Below are 13,820 nucleotides of genomic sequence, written 5' to 3' on the forward strand. Positions count from 1 at the left end.
GACGCATACTTTGCCAATGAACGCCGCCGCCGTCCCCAGCGAGATCGTCCAGTCGCCGTTGCCGCGATTGAAGATCACCGAAATCTTTCTGTCCCTGCAGGGCGAAGCCGAGGCCGCCGGCTGGCCGACCGTGTTCGTGCGTTTGACCGGTTGCCCGCTGCGCTGCCATTACTGCGACACCGCCTACGCCTTCCACGGCGGTGAATGGCATGACATCGATGCGATCGTCGCCGAGGTGGCTAGCCACGGCGTGCGCTATGTCTGCGTGACCGGCGGCGAGCCGTTGGCGCAGAAGCGCTGCCTGGTGCTGCTGCAGAAACTGTGCGATGCCGGCTTCGACGTCTCGCTGGAGACATCCGGCGCGTTGGATGTGTCGGCCGTGGATCCGCGCGTCTCGCGCGTGGTCGACATCAAGACGCCCGCCTCCGGCGAGGAACAGCGCAATCGCTGGGAGAATCTGCCGCTGCTGACCGCACGCGACCAGATCAAGTTCGTGATCTGCAGCCGCGCCGATTACGAATGGTCGCGCGAGATTGTCGCCGCGCATGCGCTGGACCGCCGCTGCACGGTGTGGTTTTCGCCCAGCAAGAGCGAAGTCACGCCGCGGGAGCTGGCCGACTGGATCGTGGCCGATCGTCTGCCGGTGCGCTTCCAGATGCAGCTGCACAAGCTGCTGTGGAACGATGAGCCGGGGCGCTAAGCCCGGGCGATAGAGCGACCGCGCTCACCCAAGAAAGGCAGGCGCGGCCGGTTGCCCGCAATCGGCGTGTACCACGCATCCGTTGCGGTTGCTGGCATGCCGTCCGCTCCCGCCTGACGATCACCCGCGACGCTTCGTTGGCTGCTTCCGGTCCCCCGTGCAAGGCGAGCCAGGAGGCAGCCGCCTGCGTTTACGCGGCGATCCTGTTCAACTCTTCGACGGCATCGGCCGGCAGTTTGAGTTCCGCCGCGAACAGATTGGCGCGCAGATGCGCCACCGACGAGGTCCCCGGAATCAGCAAGATGTTGGGCGAACGCTGCAGCAACCACGCCAGTGCCACCTGCATCGGGGTTGCGGCCAGGCGCTGGGCAACAGCGGCAAGCGTGGACGATTGCAATGGCGAAAAGCCGCCGAGCGGGAAGAACGGCACGTAGGCGATGCCGTCGCGCGCGAGCGTGTCGACGATTTCGTCGTCGTGTCGATGCGCGATGTTGTACATGTTCTGCACGCAGACGATATCGGTCATGGCGCGTGCCTCGGCCACCTGCGTCGCGGTGACGTTGCTGATGCCGATGTGCCGCACCAGGCCATCGCGCTGCAGCTTGATCAAGGCTTCCAGTTGCTCGGCGATCGAGCCTTCAGCTGGCTCCTGCGTCTTGAACATCACGCGCAGGTTGACCACCTCCAGCGTTTCAAGCCCCAGGTTGCGCAGATTGTCGTGCACCGCCTCGACCAGCTGCTGCGGCGAGAAGGCAGGTAGCCATGAACCATCCGTGCCGCGCGCGGCGCCGATCTTGGTGACGATGGTCAATTCCTGCGGGTAGGGATGCAGTGCCTCGCGGATCAGCTGATTGGTGATGTGCGGCCCGTAGAAATCGCTGGTGTCGATATGGTTGACGCCCAGCGCGATGGCTTCGCGCAGCACCGCCAGCGCACCCTCGCGATCCTTGGGCGGGCCGAACACGCCAGGCCCCGCCAGCTGCATTGCGCCGTAGCCGATGCGGGTGAGCTTGCGGTCTCCAAGCAAAAACGTTCCGGCTTTTTCGATGTTGGTCATGGCGTGGCGCTCGCGTGTCGTTGAGCCAACAACGATAGGAAACGTGGCGCGGCATGTGAATTCGCATTTGCTGCCGCGCCAGTCCACTGCCGCCAGGGCTTGTGGCATATGGGCGCAGCCGCAGCGCCCCGGGCCGATCGTCCGGCGGGATGTGCTGGAGTTTCAGGTTTTGCTGGCTGCGCGGGCAGTGCTTTCGCCGCGTTTCTTCGCGGCTGAAGCCGCCGCGTTGCACGTTCTGCATTGACAGGCGCCAAGCGGCGGCGCGAGTATGCCAACGTCGCCGCACAATCGGCGGCCGGGATTGGCGTCCCGAACCAAAAGGCGCACCAGCGCCCATCGACCGATGCACGGCGCTTTTTTATCGCCCGCATCGTCGCGGGCGCATGCCGGCCAGTTTTATGGCGGGCGGTGCGCGGGGGCCGCAAGGCCCACCGGGTCCTTTTGGCCGGCACGCCAACCGCGTACCGTCCGCCACCCCGATTGGCGTCTGGGTGGCGGATTCCAAAACACAAAAGGAATCCAGCATGTCTCACGACACCCATGAAGCACCCACGTCTGTGGCGTACCAGGTCGTCCATGATGTGGGGCCGATCTCCAATGCCCTCGAAGCGACGCGTGCCGCTTGGCGAAGCCCGAATGCCCATCTCGGCGTCGCAGGTAAGGCTGTGCATGCGCTCACGCTTGCCGGCGCCGATGCAATCGCTAGCGTCGATAGCGCGTTGACGGAGCCGCAGCGATGAGCCTGGGCAAACAGTTCCGCGTCTGCACGGGCGTCGTCCTCAGCGTCGAGATGATGCAGGGCTATGTGCTGGCCATGCTGCATTCCGACGCGCAACCCGGTGCCTCGCCCGTCCTGATCGCCTGCGAAGCCACTGGCTTTGACGATATTTTGCCGGGCGGCGATGCGCAGAGCGTCGTGCTGGGCCGCCTGCATGTCTGCATGCGCGTGGACGCTGCAGTGGACGTCCTCAGCTGGTTGCGCAAGCAGGCACGCGCCGCAGGAGCTGCGCGACGAACGCGGCGCGTGCAATCGCGTATCCAGAAGACGGGAGCCGCATGATTGGCGAGAACGCCACGGCCGCCTGCGCCGGGCCCACCACCTGCAAGATGACACGCGCGATCGGCAAAAGAGGAGCCGGCGTTGACGGCAGCGCGCCAGTCGCGGCAGATGGTGCATGCCATCCGACTTCGCGGCCGTGACGCAGGGTCCCTGGCGACGCAGGTCCCGGCAACTTTCCGGCGGACAAACAAAAAAAGCGCCTTCGGCGCTCTTCAAGTTGCTGATTTGATTGGTGGGCCGTGATGGATTCGAACCATCGACCAAAAGATTAAAAGTCTTCTGCTCTACCGACTGAGCTAACGGCCCACTGTCCCGGCAGTGCGCCGGGGTGCGCATTCTACCCTACAGCGGCGTCAAGGCGAAATGGCGTAGTGGGTGGGGTCCGCGACGCCGGCGTCGGCGAAACCGGCGGCACGCAGGCGGCAGGCGTCGCAGTGGCCGCAGGCGCGTCCGTCGGCGTCGGCGCGGTAGCAGGACACGGTCAGGCCGAAGTCCACGCCCAGGCGCACGCCTTCACGCACGATGTCGGCCTTGCTGAGGAACTGCAGCGGTGCGTGCACGCGCAGGCCGGCGCCTTCGACGCCGGCCTTGGTGGCCAGGTTGGCCAGCACTTCGAAGGCGCGCACGAATTCGGGCCGGCAGTCGGGGTAACCCGAATAATCGACCGCGTTGACGCCGCAGAACAGGTCGTTGGCGCCGATCACCTCGGCCCAGCCCAGTGCCAGCGACAGCATGATGGTGTTGCGCGCCGGCACGTAGGTGACCGGGATGCCGTCACCGCCGGCATCGGGCACGTCGATGTCGTCGGTGAGCGCCGAGCCGCCGATGCTGCGCAGGTCCACGTCCACCACCTTGTGCGCGATGACGCCCTGCGCCGCCGCCACGCGCGCGGCGGCGTCCAGCTCGGAGGTATGGCGCTGGCCGTAGCGCACGCTCAAGGCATGCACGGCAAAGCCCTGCTCCTGCGCAAGCGCGATGACGGCAGCGGAATCCATGCCCCCGGACAACAGAACAACGGCTTTTTTCATGACGGATCGGCAATCACAACGGAATAAGCGGAAAGGCTAGCAGGCTCGGCGTGGCACGGCGACCCGGCTGTCGCTGCGGCGGCAGCGGGATGCCGGGCAACGCGGCTGTGCCAAGCGTGCGCGGGCAGGGCAGCGATGCACCTGCAGGCCAATCCGGTGCGATAGCCTGCCGGCAGTTGCGCGCTCGTTCATGGGTATTGCCCGCCCGTTTCGCGTGCGGCACGGCCGGTCTCAGCGCAGGCTCGCAGCCGCGGCCTTAAGCAGGGCCTGGCCCAGCTGCTGCAGGGCGCTCGAGCGCACTGCGGCGCATTGCCAGTACAGCGGCACATCGAGCCAGCGTGTCTGGTCGATGATGACCACCTGTCTGTTGCGCACGGCAGGTACGACCATCGATTCCGGCGCCAGACACCAGCCGAGTCCGCGTGCGGCCGCTTCGACGAAACCGGTCGAGGTCGGCAGGTAGTGGATCGGCGGCGCCACCTGTGTGCGGGTGATGCGGCGGACGAAGCGGGTCTGCAGCGTGTCCTTTCGGTTGAACACCAGCATCGGTGCGTGGGCCAGGGCCGCTGCGCTGAAGCCCTGTTTGAAATGCGTCGCAACGAATGCGGGCGATGCGATGGCGTGGTAACGCATCACTCCCAGCGCCTGCACATTGCAGCCCTGCAGCGGCTTGCGCTCGGCGGTGACGGCACCGAGCACCGCCCCGGAGCGCAACAGCTCCAGGGTGTGGTCCTGGTCGTCCATCTGCACATCGAAAAGGACGCCGTGCTCCCGGTGCAGCGCCGACAGGGCCGCCAGAAACCAGGTCTGCAGCGAGTCGTCGTTGACGGCGATGGCCAGCGTGCGCGGATGCCCGGCGCTGCTGTCGCCAGGGAGGAAGTCGGCGATCGCTTCGGATTCCAGGACCTGCATCGGCTTCACCCGGCGTAGCAGGCGTTCGCCGGCCGGGGTAGGGCGGCAGGGGGCTTTGCGGATCACCAGCACCTGGCCGAGCCGGTCTTCCAGCGCCTTGATCCGCTGCGAAATCGCCGACGGCGTCACCGACAGCCGCCGCGCAGCGGCGTCGAAGCTGGCTTCCTCGAGAACGGCAGCGAATGCGGCCAGTTGCGGATGCAGAAGATCCATGGCGTTCGGCGGGATTAGAAGTTCTAAGCAGGATACAGAAGATTTAGTTTTCCTAATTGCAGCGGAACGCCCAGCATTGGCGCCTGTGATCCGGGAGGTGCTCGTGTTCCTTCAAGCCGCAATCTCTGGCTTTATCGCCAGCGCAGGTCTCATCATCGCAATCGGTGCGCAGAATGCATTCGTGCTGCGGCAGGGACTGCAGCGCCAGCATGTCGGTCTGGTGGTGGCGATCTGCGCGTTCGGCGATATCGCGCTGATCGTGCTGGGCGTAGCCGGGATTGGCGTGCTGGTGACGCAGTGGCCGGAGTTGTTGCAGGGACTTCGCTATGCGGGAGCTGCATTTCTCGCGGCATATGGCGCGCTGGCTGCGCGCAGGGCCTGGTGTGGCACCAGCGGGTTGGCGCCGTCGCAGGCGGGTGCGCAACGCTGGCAGCGCGCCATGCTGGCGTGCCTGGCATTTACCTTTCTCAACCCGCATGTCTATCTGGACACGATGCTGCTGCTGGGCAGCCTGGCCGCGCGTTACCCGGGCCAGCTGCGCTGGGCATTCGCGTCGGGTGCGTGCCTGGCCAGCATCGCCTGGTTTTCCGCTCTGGGCTATGGCGCGCGCTTGTTGCAGCCGGCCTTCCGCGATCCGCGCGCGTGGCGTGTGCTGGATGCGGCGATCGCAGGATTCATGCTGGTGCTGTGCGCACTGTTGCTGCTGCCTGCGCAGGCGCTACCCTGAGGCCCACTGTTGCCGGAGCTGTCGTCATGTCGCCGCTGCGCGTTTCCACCGATCACTCCGAACTCGATGTTGCGCTGGTCCATCGCTACCTGGCCCAGCACAGCAGCTGGGCCAGGGACATCCCGCTTGCGGTAGTACAGCGCTCCATCGCCAACTCGCTATGCTTCGGCGGGTTTCTGCAGGGCGGGCAGGTGGCCTTTGCGCGGGTGGTTTCCGACTATGCAACCGTCGCCTATCTGGGCGATGTGTTCGTGTTGCCCGAGCATCAGGGCAAGGGCTATGGCAAGGCAATGATGAATGCGGTCATGGCGCACCCCGATCTGCAGGGGCTGCGCCGTTTCAGCCTGGCCACAAGCGATGCGCATGGTCTCTATGCGCGCTACGGCTTCACGCCGCCGCTGGCTCCGCAGTCGCTGATGGAACGCTATCGTCCCGGTCTCTACACGCGCTAGCCGCGGCGGGCCGGCTGTTGCGCGGCCGCACCGGCATGGCACTGCGTCGGGGCAGAAGGACGGTTCAACGCGCTGCCGCGCCGCGTGGTATTAGGCAAGCACTGCGACCTCGTCACCGCACAGCGCCGGCCAGGCATCGGCAGCGCGCATTGCCGCCAGTGATGAATCGCAGTTGCCGCCGCACAGGTGTCGATCCTGCAGCAGGTCGATGGCTTCCCACTCCCAGCGCAGCGAATGCGGCATCTGCCAGGCCGCCAACAGCACCGACATGCCGCCCTGGAGCATGAGCTGCCGCCGCCAGATCACGCGCGTGTCGAGATGGGCTTGTTGCCAGTGCGAGAAGGCATCGTCGTATGGCTTTGCGTCTGCGGCCCCTGCGTATGCGCAAGCATGCACGTTGGCATGCTCATCGTTGATTGGGCGATGCAGATCATGACTGTCGATGCTGGTGTTCACGGGTGATCCTTCCTGATTGAGAAGGCGTGCCGAGCGGTGACGAGAGCAAGTACGGACACACCTGCAGTGCCGGCATCGCCGGCTGCGGATGTCGTGGGTACCGATGGCTAAGATGCCGCCTGCGCTGCAGACGGTGGCCGGGCTACCATCCGGCCTGCTCTCTTTCGACCGGCGCAGCGTAACCAGGCATGGCGCTGGAAACAAGCGCTTTTGAGTGACTTGAGCGCTTGTTTTCCAGCTTATTTTGTGAGCACTGGGCGCGCGTTGCGGTGCCTGAGCTGTCTGCGCCGAATGCCGGTGAGCGTGCGGGATAAACGCAGAAAGCGCCCTGGCGGGCGCTTTCTGTGTGTGCGATGGCATCAATGGCTGCGGGCACATCCGCGGTGTTGCATCAGCGTGCCTGCACCGACAACCGGTCGACGGCGCAGTACCGGCTGCTGGCTCAGGCGTTGCGGACCTTGCTCAGCAGCTGTGCGACCGGTGCCGCTATGCGCGAGGCGGCCTGCCGTGTCTGGCGTGCGTCGATCTTGAAGATCGCCACCGCATCGGTGAGCTGCACCGCCTGCTCTTCCATCGCGCGCGCGGCGGCAGTGGCTTCTTCCACCAGCGCAGCGTTCTGCTGGGTGGTTTCGTCCATATGCGTGATGGTCTGGTTGACCTGCTCGATGCCGGCCGACTGTTCCTGCGAGGCTGCAGAAATCTCGCCCATGATGTCGGTGACGCGTTGCACGCTGGCCACCACATCGCCCATGGTCTTGCCGGCGCTGTGCACCAGTGCCGAACCCTCGGCCACGCGTTGCACCGAGTCGTCGATGAGGTCCTTGATCTCCTTGGCGGCGCCGGAGGACCGCTGCGCGAGCGTGCGCACCTCCGAGGCCACCACGGCAAAGCCGCGGCCTTGTTCGCCGGCGCGCGCGGCTTCCACCGCTGCGTTCAAGGCCAGGATATTGGTCTGGAAGGCGATGCCGTCGATGACGCTGATGATGTCGGCAATCTTCCTGGACGAGGCTTCGATACCGGTCATGGTGTCCACCACCTTGCCGACCACGTCGCCACCTTGCGAGGCAACGCGTGCGGCGCCGATCGCCAGCTGGTTGGCCTCGCGGGCGCTTTCGGCATTCTGCTTGACGGTGGAGGTCAGCTCTTCCATCGATGCTGCGGTTTCTTCGAGGTTGGCTGCCTGCTGTTCGGTGCGCTGCGACAGGTCCTGGTTGCCGGCGGCGATTTCGCTGGCCGCGGAGTTGATCGACACGGCCGACTCCTGGATGTTGCCGACGATCTGCGCCAGCTGGCTGGCCGTGGTGTTGGCGTCATCGCGCATCTGTGCGAACACGCCGCGGAATTCGCCGCTCATGCGTGCGGTCAAGTCGCCGGCGGCGATGGACTGTAGCAACGACGACAGCGACTGCAGATTGCCGTCGGCCGTGGACATCAGGTGGTTGAGGCTTTCGACCATGATGCGGAAGTCGAACTGGAAGCGCTCGGCATCGCCGCGCGCGCTGAAGTCACCATTGGCGGCGGCCTGGGCGAGATGCTTGATCTCGTGGTTCATCGCCGACAGGTTGAGCTTGACCTGCGACATGGTGTCGCTGAAAACGGCCTTTTCGCCGGGCAGCGGCTGCATGTCTTCGGAGAGTTCGCCAACCGCATACCGGCCCATGATGCGCGCCAGATCGGTCTGCACTGCCACGTGCGAGGCAACCAGCAGGTTGGTGTCGTTGGCCATGCGCCCATAGTCGCCCGGGAATGCTGCCGCATCGATGCGGAAGCTGATCTGGCCGTTGTCGTGATGCCTGGCCATGTCGGTTTGCGCGGCGATCAGGTTACGTAGCTGCAGCTGCATCTTGTCCATGGCCTTGAGCAGACGGCCGGTTTCATCGTTGGCGTTGGTGTGCACATCGTTGTGCAGATTGCCGGCCGCGATCGCTTCTGCAGTGCGTGTGGCCTGGCTGAGCGGCTGGGTCAGGCTGCGTGTGATCAGCCACGCGAGCAGGCCGCTGATGACCAGTGCGGCAATGCCGCCGGTAGCCAGGGTGATCTTCCCTCGATGCATCGATGCAACCGCGGCCGCATAGGCATCCTTGCTGAGGCGGCGCTCCAGTGCAGCGTTCTCGCGGATCGCCGTCTGCTGCGCATCCATGGCCGCTGCGGCGTCGCCTTGCAGCAAGGCCTGCGCTTCCTGGTTCTGGTCGCGGAGGCCGTATTCGAGAATCTGGTTATTGAGCTTGACCGAGATGTCGCGCTTTTCCTGCACCAGGTCGAGCGCCTGTTTTTCAGGAACGCTGCTGGGCAGTGCGGCCAGGGCGTCGTGTGCCTGCTTGTAGCGTGCGCGGTTCTTCTCGATCATGTCCATCGCACGGCGATTGGCCGCGTCGCCAGCGACCATGACGATGTCGCGCAGGCCGATTGCCACGTTGGTGTTGGCGTCGAGCATTTCCGAGGACAGCTGGATCCTCTCCATGTTGCTGTTGACGATGGTGTCCAGTTCGAAACGCGCGTTGGACATGGTGACCAGGCCGGTGGCCACAAGCAGGCCCGACAATAGGATCAAGATGCCAAAGGCCATGCCCAAGCGGCGGCCGACATTGAGGCGTTGCAGATATGTATTCATGACCGCATCCAGGTAGTGCAACTGAGGGGCTCGATGAATGGGTCATCCACCAGAGCGTCTTGCCCCAGCTAGCGGCCGGATCGCGACGAGCTAAAGGCTCGTATTTGAAATTACTTATATTGAATTCATCGGATGGAAGAAATTTCCCGACAGCCGTCCGCAGCGGCCTGACATACGCGCAGAAATTGCTTGTTTATTGCGTTATGGCTGGATCGAAGCGTGCCAACGGCGGAACGATTTTCCGACGTTCTGGTGACAGGTGGCGATGCACCCAGGGCAAAGACGTTGCTGGGACAGGGTGCAATTCCTCCCGTGTCGCGATACCGGCAATGCGCTTGTCTTCAAGCAGCGGCGGCGCCATTGCTGCCGAGTGCTCAGGTGCTTGGATCGGCCGTGATGCGGTGCGACAAGCCCACGTTGCCGCGAGCGATTTGCGGGCCCGCACGTGCTGGCTGCTCTGCCGGCAACGCCCATCGCGCGTGAGGCATCACGCGCGTGACGGCACTGTGGGTCTTGCGCTCAACCTTCCAGTGCAGCGAGCACCTCTGCATGCAGCTGCTCGGCGCCGCTTTCGGTATTGAAGCGTGCAAAGATTTCCTCGCCGGAGAGCAGGCCGACCCGGACCGAGTGGCAATACGAGCCGAAGTTTTCGCCTGCATTGAAAGGGTCGCTGATGACGGAGATATGGTTGAGGCGGACCCGGGTGGTGCCGAACTTGATGAACATCTGCAATCTCCTGTGTGAGCGCCCAGTTTCCCATGTTGTCGGGCGGTGCAGAAGCCGGCCTCACGCATCCATCGACCCAGCACGTACACTGCCGTGCCCTGAAACCGAGCTCGCCCGATGTCCGATCCGATCCGTCTCGACAAATGCGTGGCCGCGCTGTTCGGCTGCTCGCGTGGCGAGGCGCAGCAATACATCGAAGGCGGCTGGGTCAGTGTGGACGGGGCCGTGGTCGAAGAGCCGCAAGCCTTGGCCACTGCAGCGCAGGTGACGCTGGCGGAAGACGCCGTGCTCGCAGCTGCCGAGCCTGCCACGCTGCTGCTGCACAAACCGGCAGGCATGAGTGCCGAAGCTGCGCTGGCACTGGCCACGCCGGCAACGCGCAGCGCACTGGACCAGCTCGAAATGCGGGTGCTGAAGCGGCACTTCCTGCGCTTGAACGCGCTGCTGCCGCTGGAGGACGAGGCGAGCGGCTTGCTGGTGCTGAGCCAGGACGGCCGCGTGCTGCGCAGGCTCAGTGCCGATGCGACCTCGATCGAACAGGAATTCCTGGTGGAGGTGCGCGGTGAGCTGCGCCCGTATGGCATGGCGCGGCTTGCGCATGGTCTGGTGTATCAGCAGCGCAGCCTGTCGCCGTGCAAGGTGAGCTGGCAGAACGAGGAGCGCCTGCGGTTCGCGATCAAGCATGTGCAACCCGGCCAGCTGCGTTACATGTGCGCTGAGGTGGGGCTGGAGGTGGTCAGCATCCGACGCCTGCGCGTGGGCCGTGTATCGCTGGGCAAGCTGGCCATTGGTGAGTGGCGCTATCTGCCGACAGGCGAGCGGTTTTGATCGGCGTCGGTTTTTTCTGCGCGCCTAGTCGCAACGCGGTCGTGTGCAGATGCTGCTGACACGTGCTGGTGACACGGCACATGCATCAAATTCCGCGCAGCCTCAACGCAGCGATGTCGCTGCGGGGCCTCGCTTTCCAGACAGCGTTAGCACTGCTGCGCTGTCACGCGGGAAGTAGTGGGTGTTAGCCGTGCCAGGCAGAGTCCGGCCTGGACCGGCGCCCGATATCAGCAACTCAGGGTAAGTGCGCATCGAGCGCGGGATATGTCGCATCCCGATGTCTGGCGCGCTTCCTGTGTTGCTTACTTCTTGTTGCGCTTCTTCTTGGCGCGGGTCACCAGCCAGAACACCACGGCAATCACGCCGATAACCAGAATAACGAAGGCCGGTGACAGAAACGAATTGTCGCCCATGGGAATTTCCTGAAAGTCTTCGCAGCCAAGTGCTGCACTGACATCAGCCTAGCGAGCGGCCTGCTTGATGGCGTGAAATACACTGCATTCGTCCCTGGCAGCAGCGGTGCATCGCCATCCGCGCAAGAGCACGCTACAGCTGCGAGTGCGGTTGCTGGGCATCTGGCTGCCGGCGCTGCCGTGGAGATACCGGCGCAATGATGCTGTGCTGGCGGTAACCGCAAACCGATAAGTCTCAAGCCACAAGCGCATGGGCAGCAGCGTTTGGAGATCGCTGTGCAGGTGATCAATTTAATGCGCATGCAACGCCGGCGCTTGAGCTCAGCCACGATAAGCATCAGCACAATCGAGCTGCAGGACAGATCGAGCTGCAGGTTGGAGCTCGTGACGTTGGAGCTCGGACACAGGGCTGGCGTGTCACCGAGCAGTTCGACTGCAAACCCAAGTGAGCCGTCTGCGCCTGCGCGAATGACTCTTTGTCCGAGTAAAGCGCGCGCAGCCAGGCTGATGGACGAACAACTCACCACGATGTGGGAGCCGCTTGCCCGGTGCCGGTAATGTCCCGGCAGGGGCGTGCTCAGCGCCCCGCGAGTTGAGCGGCCCAACAGGCCTCGCGTCCGGTGGCTGCAGTCTAAATGAGGTGTACATCACGTAAATCGGGGCCGCGCCGACAGCTTGTCGGGTCATCCCCGACAAGTGTCGTGCCGTCCGGCTGCACCCGCACCCGGGCGCAGCCTTGTCAGGTCACGGGAAGCTCGCGCTGCAGCGGAAGCCGGCGCAATCGATCTGCACCGTACTGCCGCCAGTGCAACTGGCGGTGAAGCGCGTGGCGCTGCGCGCCTGCACCGCGCCGCAACTCAGGCCAGTGCTGATGCCCTGCGCGCGCGTCATGGCCGATTCGGTGGACATCGCCGGGCCTGCAGGTGCAACGGTGGCTGCGGCGTTGCCGGCTGGTGCTGCTGCGCTGGCCGGTGCAGGCGGGGCGACATCGCCTGCCAGCGGCAGCGTGACCGCTCCGCCGGGCGAATTGCCGCGGCTGGAATCGATTGCTGCGACAGCGCGCCCTTGTGCCTTGTCGCCCTGCAACGGTTGGCCGCGGTCCTCGCGGTGGCGGTCGAAGCTCAGCGTCTGTCCGAATACCAGCTGGATCCAGCTCGGGTAGGTGTAGCCGGTACCTTTGCTGTGGTCGACGATGGCGCCGATCGCGCCGCCGATCAGGATGTTGCCCCAGATCCCGATGTTGGCGCGCGAGATGGAGCGGCCGGCGGCATCGCGCTGACCGGGCAGCACGCAGCTGACCTCCAGATCGCGCGAGGACCGATGTACCTGCACGGTCTGCCCAGACTTCAGGGTGAACCGGCCCTTGTCGTTGCTGAGCGCGCAGTCGGCGCCAGCGATGACGTGCCCGTCGGCGGTCTTGGTATCCACACGGATGGGCTGGGTCGCGTCGTTCATGACCGTCGCGCAACCGCTCAACGCAGCCATGGCAATGGCTGCGGTCACTAGGTGTTTCATGTTGTCCCCTGGCGTAAGACATGGTCGGGCCAGGTGGGCATGGCGCCGCGTCCCTGGCACAACCGTGTCGTGATCAATCCCCGTTGCCGACGCATCGCGCCGGCCGCCACTTCATACCGGGATTATGGGTCGCCGTCCAGTCGCGACCGTCTGCGTCATGCAACCGGGGTGGAGAGCACCCGGTGCTTGGCCATCACGCTGCGGATCGCGCTCAACAACTGCTCAGGGGTATAGGGTTTCTCGAGGAAGGCCACGCCGTCCGGCAGGATCTCTTCCACATATTCGACCGCCAGGCCGGAGGTCAGCAGCACGGGCAGGTTGTAGGGCGCGTGCGCCGTCTTGAGGGCCAGGTCCACGCCGGTCAGGCCGCCTGGGAAATGGATGTCGGAAAACAGCACATCCACGCGTGGGTCGCTTTCGATCAGGGCCAGCGCTTCTTCGACCGAGCCTGCGCTACGGCAGGTAAAACCATAGCTTTCCAGCACAAGGCAGCTGAGTTGTCGGGTGCCATCGCCATCTTCGACGACAAATACAACTGGCCGTTCCTTGTTCTGTGACATGAGCACGTCTCGTAAGGCAGGCCACATTCTCAGCGATGCGGCAGTGAACCCTCTGTCAACGCAGACGGAGCCGTACGGTTACCAGCCAAACGGGCCGGGGCCATAGCCGCCGGGGCCGTAGCGCGGCCCGAACAGTGCGCCTTCGCCGCGTCCGACGCTGATGCTGACGCCGATCTGGTGCGCCTTGCCGTCGTCGTCGTAATAGGTCTTGCAGGAATTCAGGTTGACGGCCTGCCAGTTGCTGTTGCCGCCGCGGTTGGAATAGCCCATGCCGGTTTCGACCGCGCCATGTAGCTTGCCCTGGCACTGCTCGGCGCGTTCGGCGGCAAGCGAGGCCGCGCTGGGGCGGCTCAGCGCAGGCTTGGGGCCGCTCTTGTCGCCGTAGAAGGTGCCCGGCGGGTCGGTGCTGTATTCCGGGTCGGAGCGGTACTGCACCGGGGCTTGCGGAACGCTCAGGTCCAGCGACCGCGCCGACCCCGGCTCGGCACTGCTCTCGCCGGCCTGGGCAAGCGCGCTGCCGGCGGCAAACAGAGTGGCCAGGACAAGCAGGCTGCGTTTCATG

Annotated in this window: 15 protein-coding genes and 1 tRNA gene; 6 read left to right on the plus strand and 10 right to left on the minus strand. The window is 64.8% G+C overall.

Features of this window, described 5'->3' with window-relative positions:
• Window positions 1-16 precede the first annotated feature (16 nt).
• Window positions 17-700: a 7-carboxy-7-deazaguanine synthase QueE gene (gene queE / locus GGR73_RS10130; protein WP_104576449.1), complete on the plus strand. Its 684-nt coding sequence runs from the start codon at window positions 17-19 to the stop codon at window positions 698-700.
• 190 nt (window positions 701-890) lie between these two features.
• On the opposite strand, the gene GGR73_RS10135 is transcribed toward queE, so the two are convergent.
• A complete protein-coding gene (locus tag GGR73_RS10135) occupies window positions 891-1,757 on the minus strand; it encodes an aldo/keto reductase family oxidoreductase (RefSeq protein WP_104576448.1) in 867 nt (288 codons plus the stop codon).
• A gap of 524 nt (window positions 1,758-2,281) precedes the next feature.
• On the opposite strand from GGR73_RS10135, the gene GGR73_RS10140 reads away from it, so the two are divergent.
• Window positions 2,282-2,497: a hypothetical protein gene (locus tag GGR73_RS10140; protein WP_146095707.1), complete on the plus strand. Its 216-nt coding sequence runs from the start codon at window positions 2,282-2,284 to the stop codon at window positions 2,495-2,497.
• Window positions 2,494-2,817 (plus strand): hypothetical protein, encoded by a 324-nt coding sequence (locus GGR73_RS10145; protein WP_181142416.1) that lies wholly within the window; start codon window positions 2,494-2,496, stop codon window positions 2,815-2,817. The genes GGR73_RS10140 and GGR73_RS10145 overlap by 4 nt, the downstream gene beginning before the upstream one ends.
• Before the next feature lie 230 nt (window positions 2,818-3,047).
• On the opposite strand, the gene GGR73_RS10150 is transcribed toward GGR73_RS10145, so the two are convergent.
• From GGR73_RS10150 to GGR73_RS10160, 3 genes are all read right to left on the minus strand, one after another.
• Window positions 3,048-3,123: transfer RNA gene (locus GGR73_RS10150), tRNA-Lys, on the minus strand.
• A gap of 47 nt (window positions 3,124-3,170) precedes the next feature.
• A complete protein-coding gene (queC, locus tag GGR73_RS10155; protein WP_039519526.1) occupies window positions 3,171-3,845 on the minus strand; it encodes a 7-cyano-7-deazaguanine synthase QueC in 675 nt (224 codons plus the stop codon).
• 231 nt (window positions 3,846-4,076) lie between these two features.
• Window positions 4,077-4,970 carry a LysR family transcriptional regulator ArgP gene (locus tag GGR73_RS10160; protein WP_104576447.1) on the minus strand — a complete coding sequence of 298 codons (894 nt, stop codon included), beginning with the start codon at window positions 4,968-4,970 and terminating at the stop codon, window positions 4,077-4,079.
• Between the two features lie 103 nt (window positions 4,971-5,073).
• Here GGR73_RS10160 and GGR73_RS10165 point away from each other — a divergent pair, with 103 nt between their 5' ends.
• The gene (locus tag GGR73_RS10165; protein WP_181142420.1) at window positions 5,074-5,697 is read left to right on the plus strand and encodes a LysE/ArgO family amino acid transporter; all 624 of its coding nucleotides are present in this window, start codon (window positions 5,074-5,076) and stop codon (window positions 5,695-5,697) included.
• Window positions 5,698-5,723: 26 nt separating this feature from the next.
• Entirely contained in the window at window positions 5,724-6,149 is a 426-nt protein-coding gene (locus GGR73_RS10170; protein WP_104576446.1) for a GNAT family N-acetyltransferase, read from the plus strand.
• Between the two features lie 90 nt (window positions 6,150-6,239).
• Here the strand turns inward: GGR73_RS10170 and GGR73_RS10175 are convergent, their stop codons facing one another.
• The 3 genes from GGR73_RS10175 to GGR73_RS10185 form a co-directional block, all read right to left on the minus strand.
• A complete protein-coding gene (locus GGR73_RS10175) occupies window positions 6,240-6,605 on the minus strand; it encodes a hypothetical protein (RefSeq protein WP_104576445.1) in 366 nt (121 codons plus the stop codon).
• A 442-nt stretch (window positions 6,606-7,047) separates the two neighbouring features.
• Window positions 7,048-9,216 (minus strand): methyl-accepting chemotaxis protein, encoded by a 2,169-nt coding sequence (locus tag GGR73_RS10180; RefSeq protein ID WP_104568943.1) that lies wholly within the window; start codon window positions 9,214-9,216, stop codon window positions 7,048-7,050.
• A gap of 519 nt (window positions 9,217-9,735) precedes the next feature.
• Window positions 9,736-9,942 (minus strand): hypothetical protein, encoded by a 207-nt coding sequence (locus GGR73_RS10185; RefSeq protein WP_016904346.1) that lies wholly within the window; start codon window positions 9,940-9,942, stop codon window positions 9,736-9,738.
• A 117-nt stretch (window positions 9,943-10,059) separates the two neighbouring features.
• Here GGR73_RS10185 and GGR73_RS10190 point away from each other — a divergent pair, with 117 nt between their 5' ends.
• Window positions 10,060-10,770 (plus strand): rRNA pseudouridine synthase, encoded by a 711-nt coding sequence (locus GGR73_RS10190; protein WP_104576444.1) that lies wholly within the window; start codon window positions 10,060-10,062, stop codon window positions 10,768-10,770.
• Window positions 10,771-11,927: 1,157 nt separating this feature from the next.
• Here the strand turns inward: GGR73_RS10190 and GGR73_RS10195 are convergent.
• The 3 genes from GGR73_RS10195 to GGR73_RS10205 form a co-directional block, all read right to left on the minus strand.
• The gene (locus GGR73_RS10195) at window positions 11,928-12,698 is read right to left on the minus strand and encodes a hypothetical protein (protein ID WP_456362947.1); all 771 of its coding nucleotides are present in this window, start codon (window positions 12,696-12,698) and stop codon (window positions 11,928-11,930) included.
• Window positions 12,699-12,853: 155 nt separating this feature from the next.
• Window positions 12,854-13,258 carry a response regulator gene (locus GGR73_RS10200; RefSeq protein WP_024939936.1) on the minus strand — a complete coding sequence of 135 codons (405 nt, stop codon included), beginning with the start codon at window positions 13,256-13,258 and terminating at the stop codon, window positions 12,854-12,856.
• A 78-nt stretch (window positions 13,259-13,336) separates the two neighbouring features.
• The gene (locus GGR73_RS10205) at window positions 13,337-13,819 is read right to left on the minus strand and encodes a hypothetical protein (protein WP_046343838.1); all 483 of its coding nucleotides are present in this window, start codon (window positions 13,817-13,819) and stop codon (window positions 13,337-13,339) included.
• Window position 13,820 lies beyond the last annotated feature (1 nt).

The organism is Xanthomonas sp. F14, from assembly GCF_014199865.1.

Excerpts from the sequence above, each read along its gene's own strand:
- GGR73_RS10180 (WP_104568943.1), bottom strand. The coding sequence starts at position 9,216 with ATGAATACATATCTGCAACGCCTCAATGTCGGCCGCCGCTTGGGCATG.
- queE (WP_104576449.1), top strand. The coding sequence starts at position 17 with ATGAACGCCGCCGCCGTCCCCAGCGAGATCGTCCAGTCGCCGTTGCCG.
- GGR73_RS10200 (WP_024939936.1), bottom strand. The coding sequence starts at position 13,258 with ATGTCACAGAACAAGGAACGGCCAGTTGTATTTGTCGTCGAAGATGGC.
- GGR73_RS10190 (WP_104576444.1), top strand. The coding sequence starts at position 10,060 with ATGTCCGATCCGATCCGTCTCGACAAATGCGTGGCCGCGCTGTTCGGC.
- GGR73_RS10145 (WP_181142416.1), top strand. The coding sequence starts at position 2,494 with ATGAGCCTGGGCAAACAGTTCCGCGTCTGCACGGGCGTCGTCCTCAGC.
- queC (WP_039519526.1), bottom strand. The coding sequence starts at position 3,845 with ATGAAAAAAGCCGTTGTTCTGTTGTCCGGGGGCATGGATTCCGCTGCC.
- GGR73_RS10140 (WP_146095707.1), top strand. The coding sequence starts at position 2,282 with ATGTCTCACGACACCCATGAAGCACCCACGTCTGTGGCGTACCAGGTC.
- GGR73_RS10185 (WP_016904346.1), bottom strand. The coding sequence starts at position 9,942 with ATGTTCATCAAGTTCGGCACCACCCGGGTCCGCCTCAACCATATCTCC.
- GGR73_RS10205 (WP_046343838.1), bottom strand. The coding sequence starts at position 13,819 with ATGAAACGCAGCCTGCTTGTCCTGGCCACTCTGTTTGCCGCCGGCAGC.
- GGR73_RS10170 (WP_104576446.1), top strand. The coding sequence starts at position 5,724 with ATGTCGCCGCTGCGCGTTTCCACCGATCACTCCGAACTCGATGTTGCG.
- GGR73_RS10135 (WP_104576448.1), bottom strand. The coding sequence starts at position 1,757 with ATGACCAACATCGAAAAAGCCGGAACGTTTTTGCTTGGAGACCGCAAG.
- GGR73_RS10195 (WP_456362947.1), bottom strand. The coding sequence starts at position 12,698 with ATGAAACACCTAGTGACCGCAGCCATTGCCATGGCTGCGTTGAGCGGT.
- GGR73_RS10160 (WP_104576447.1), bottom strand. The coding sequence starts at position 4,970 with ATGGATCTTCTGCATCCGCAACTGGCCGCATTCGCTGCCGTTCTCGAG.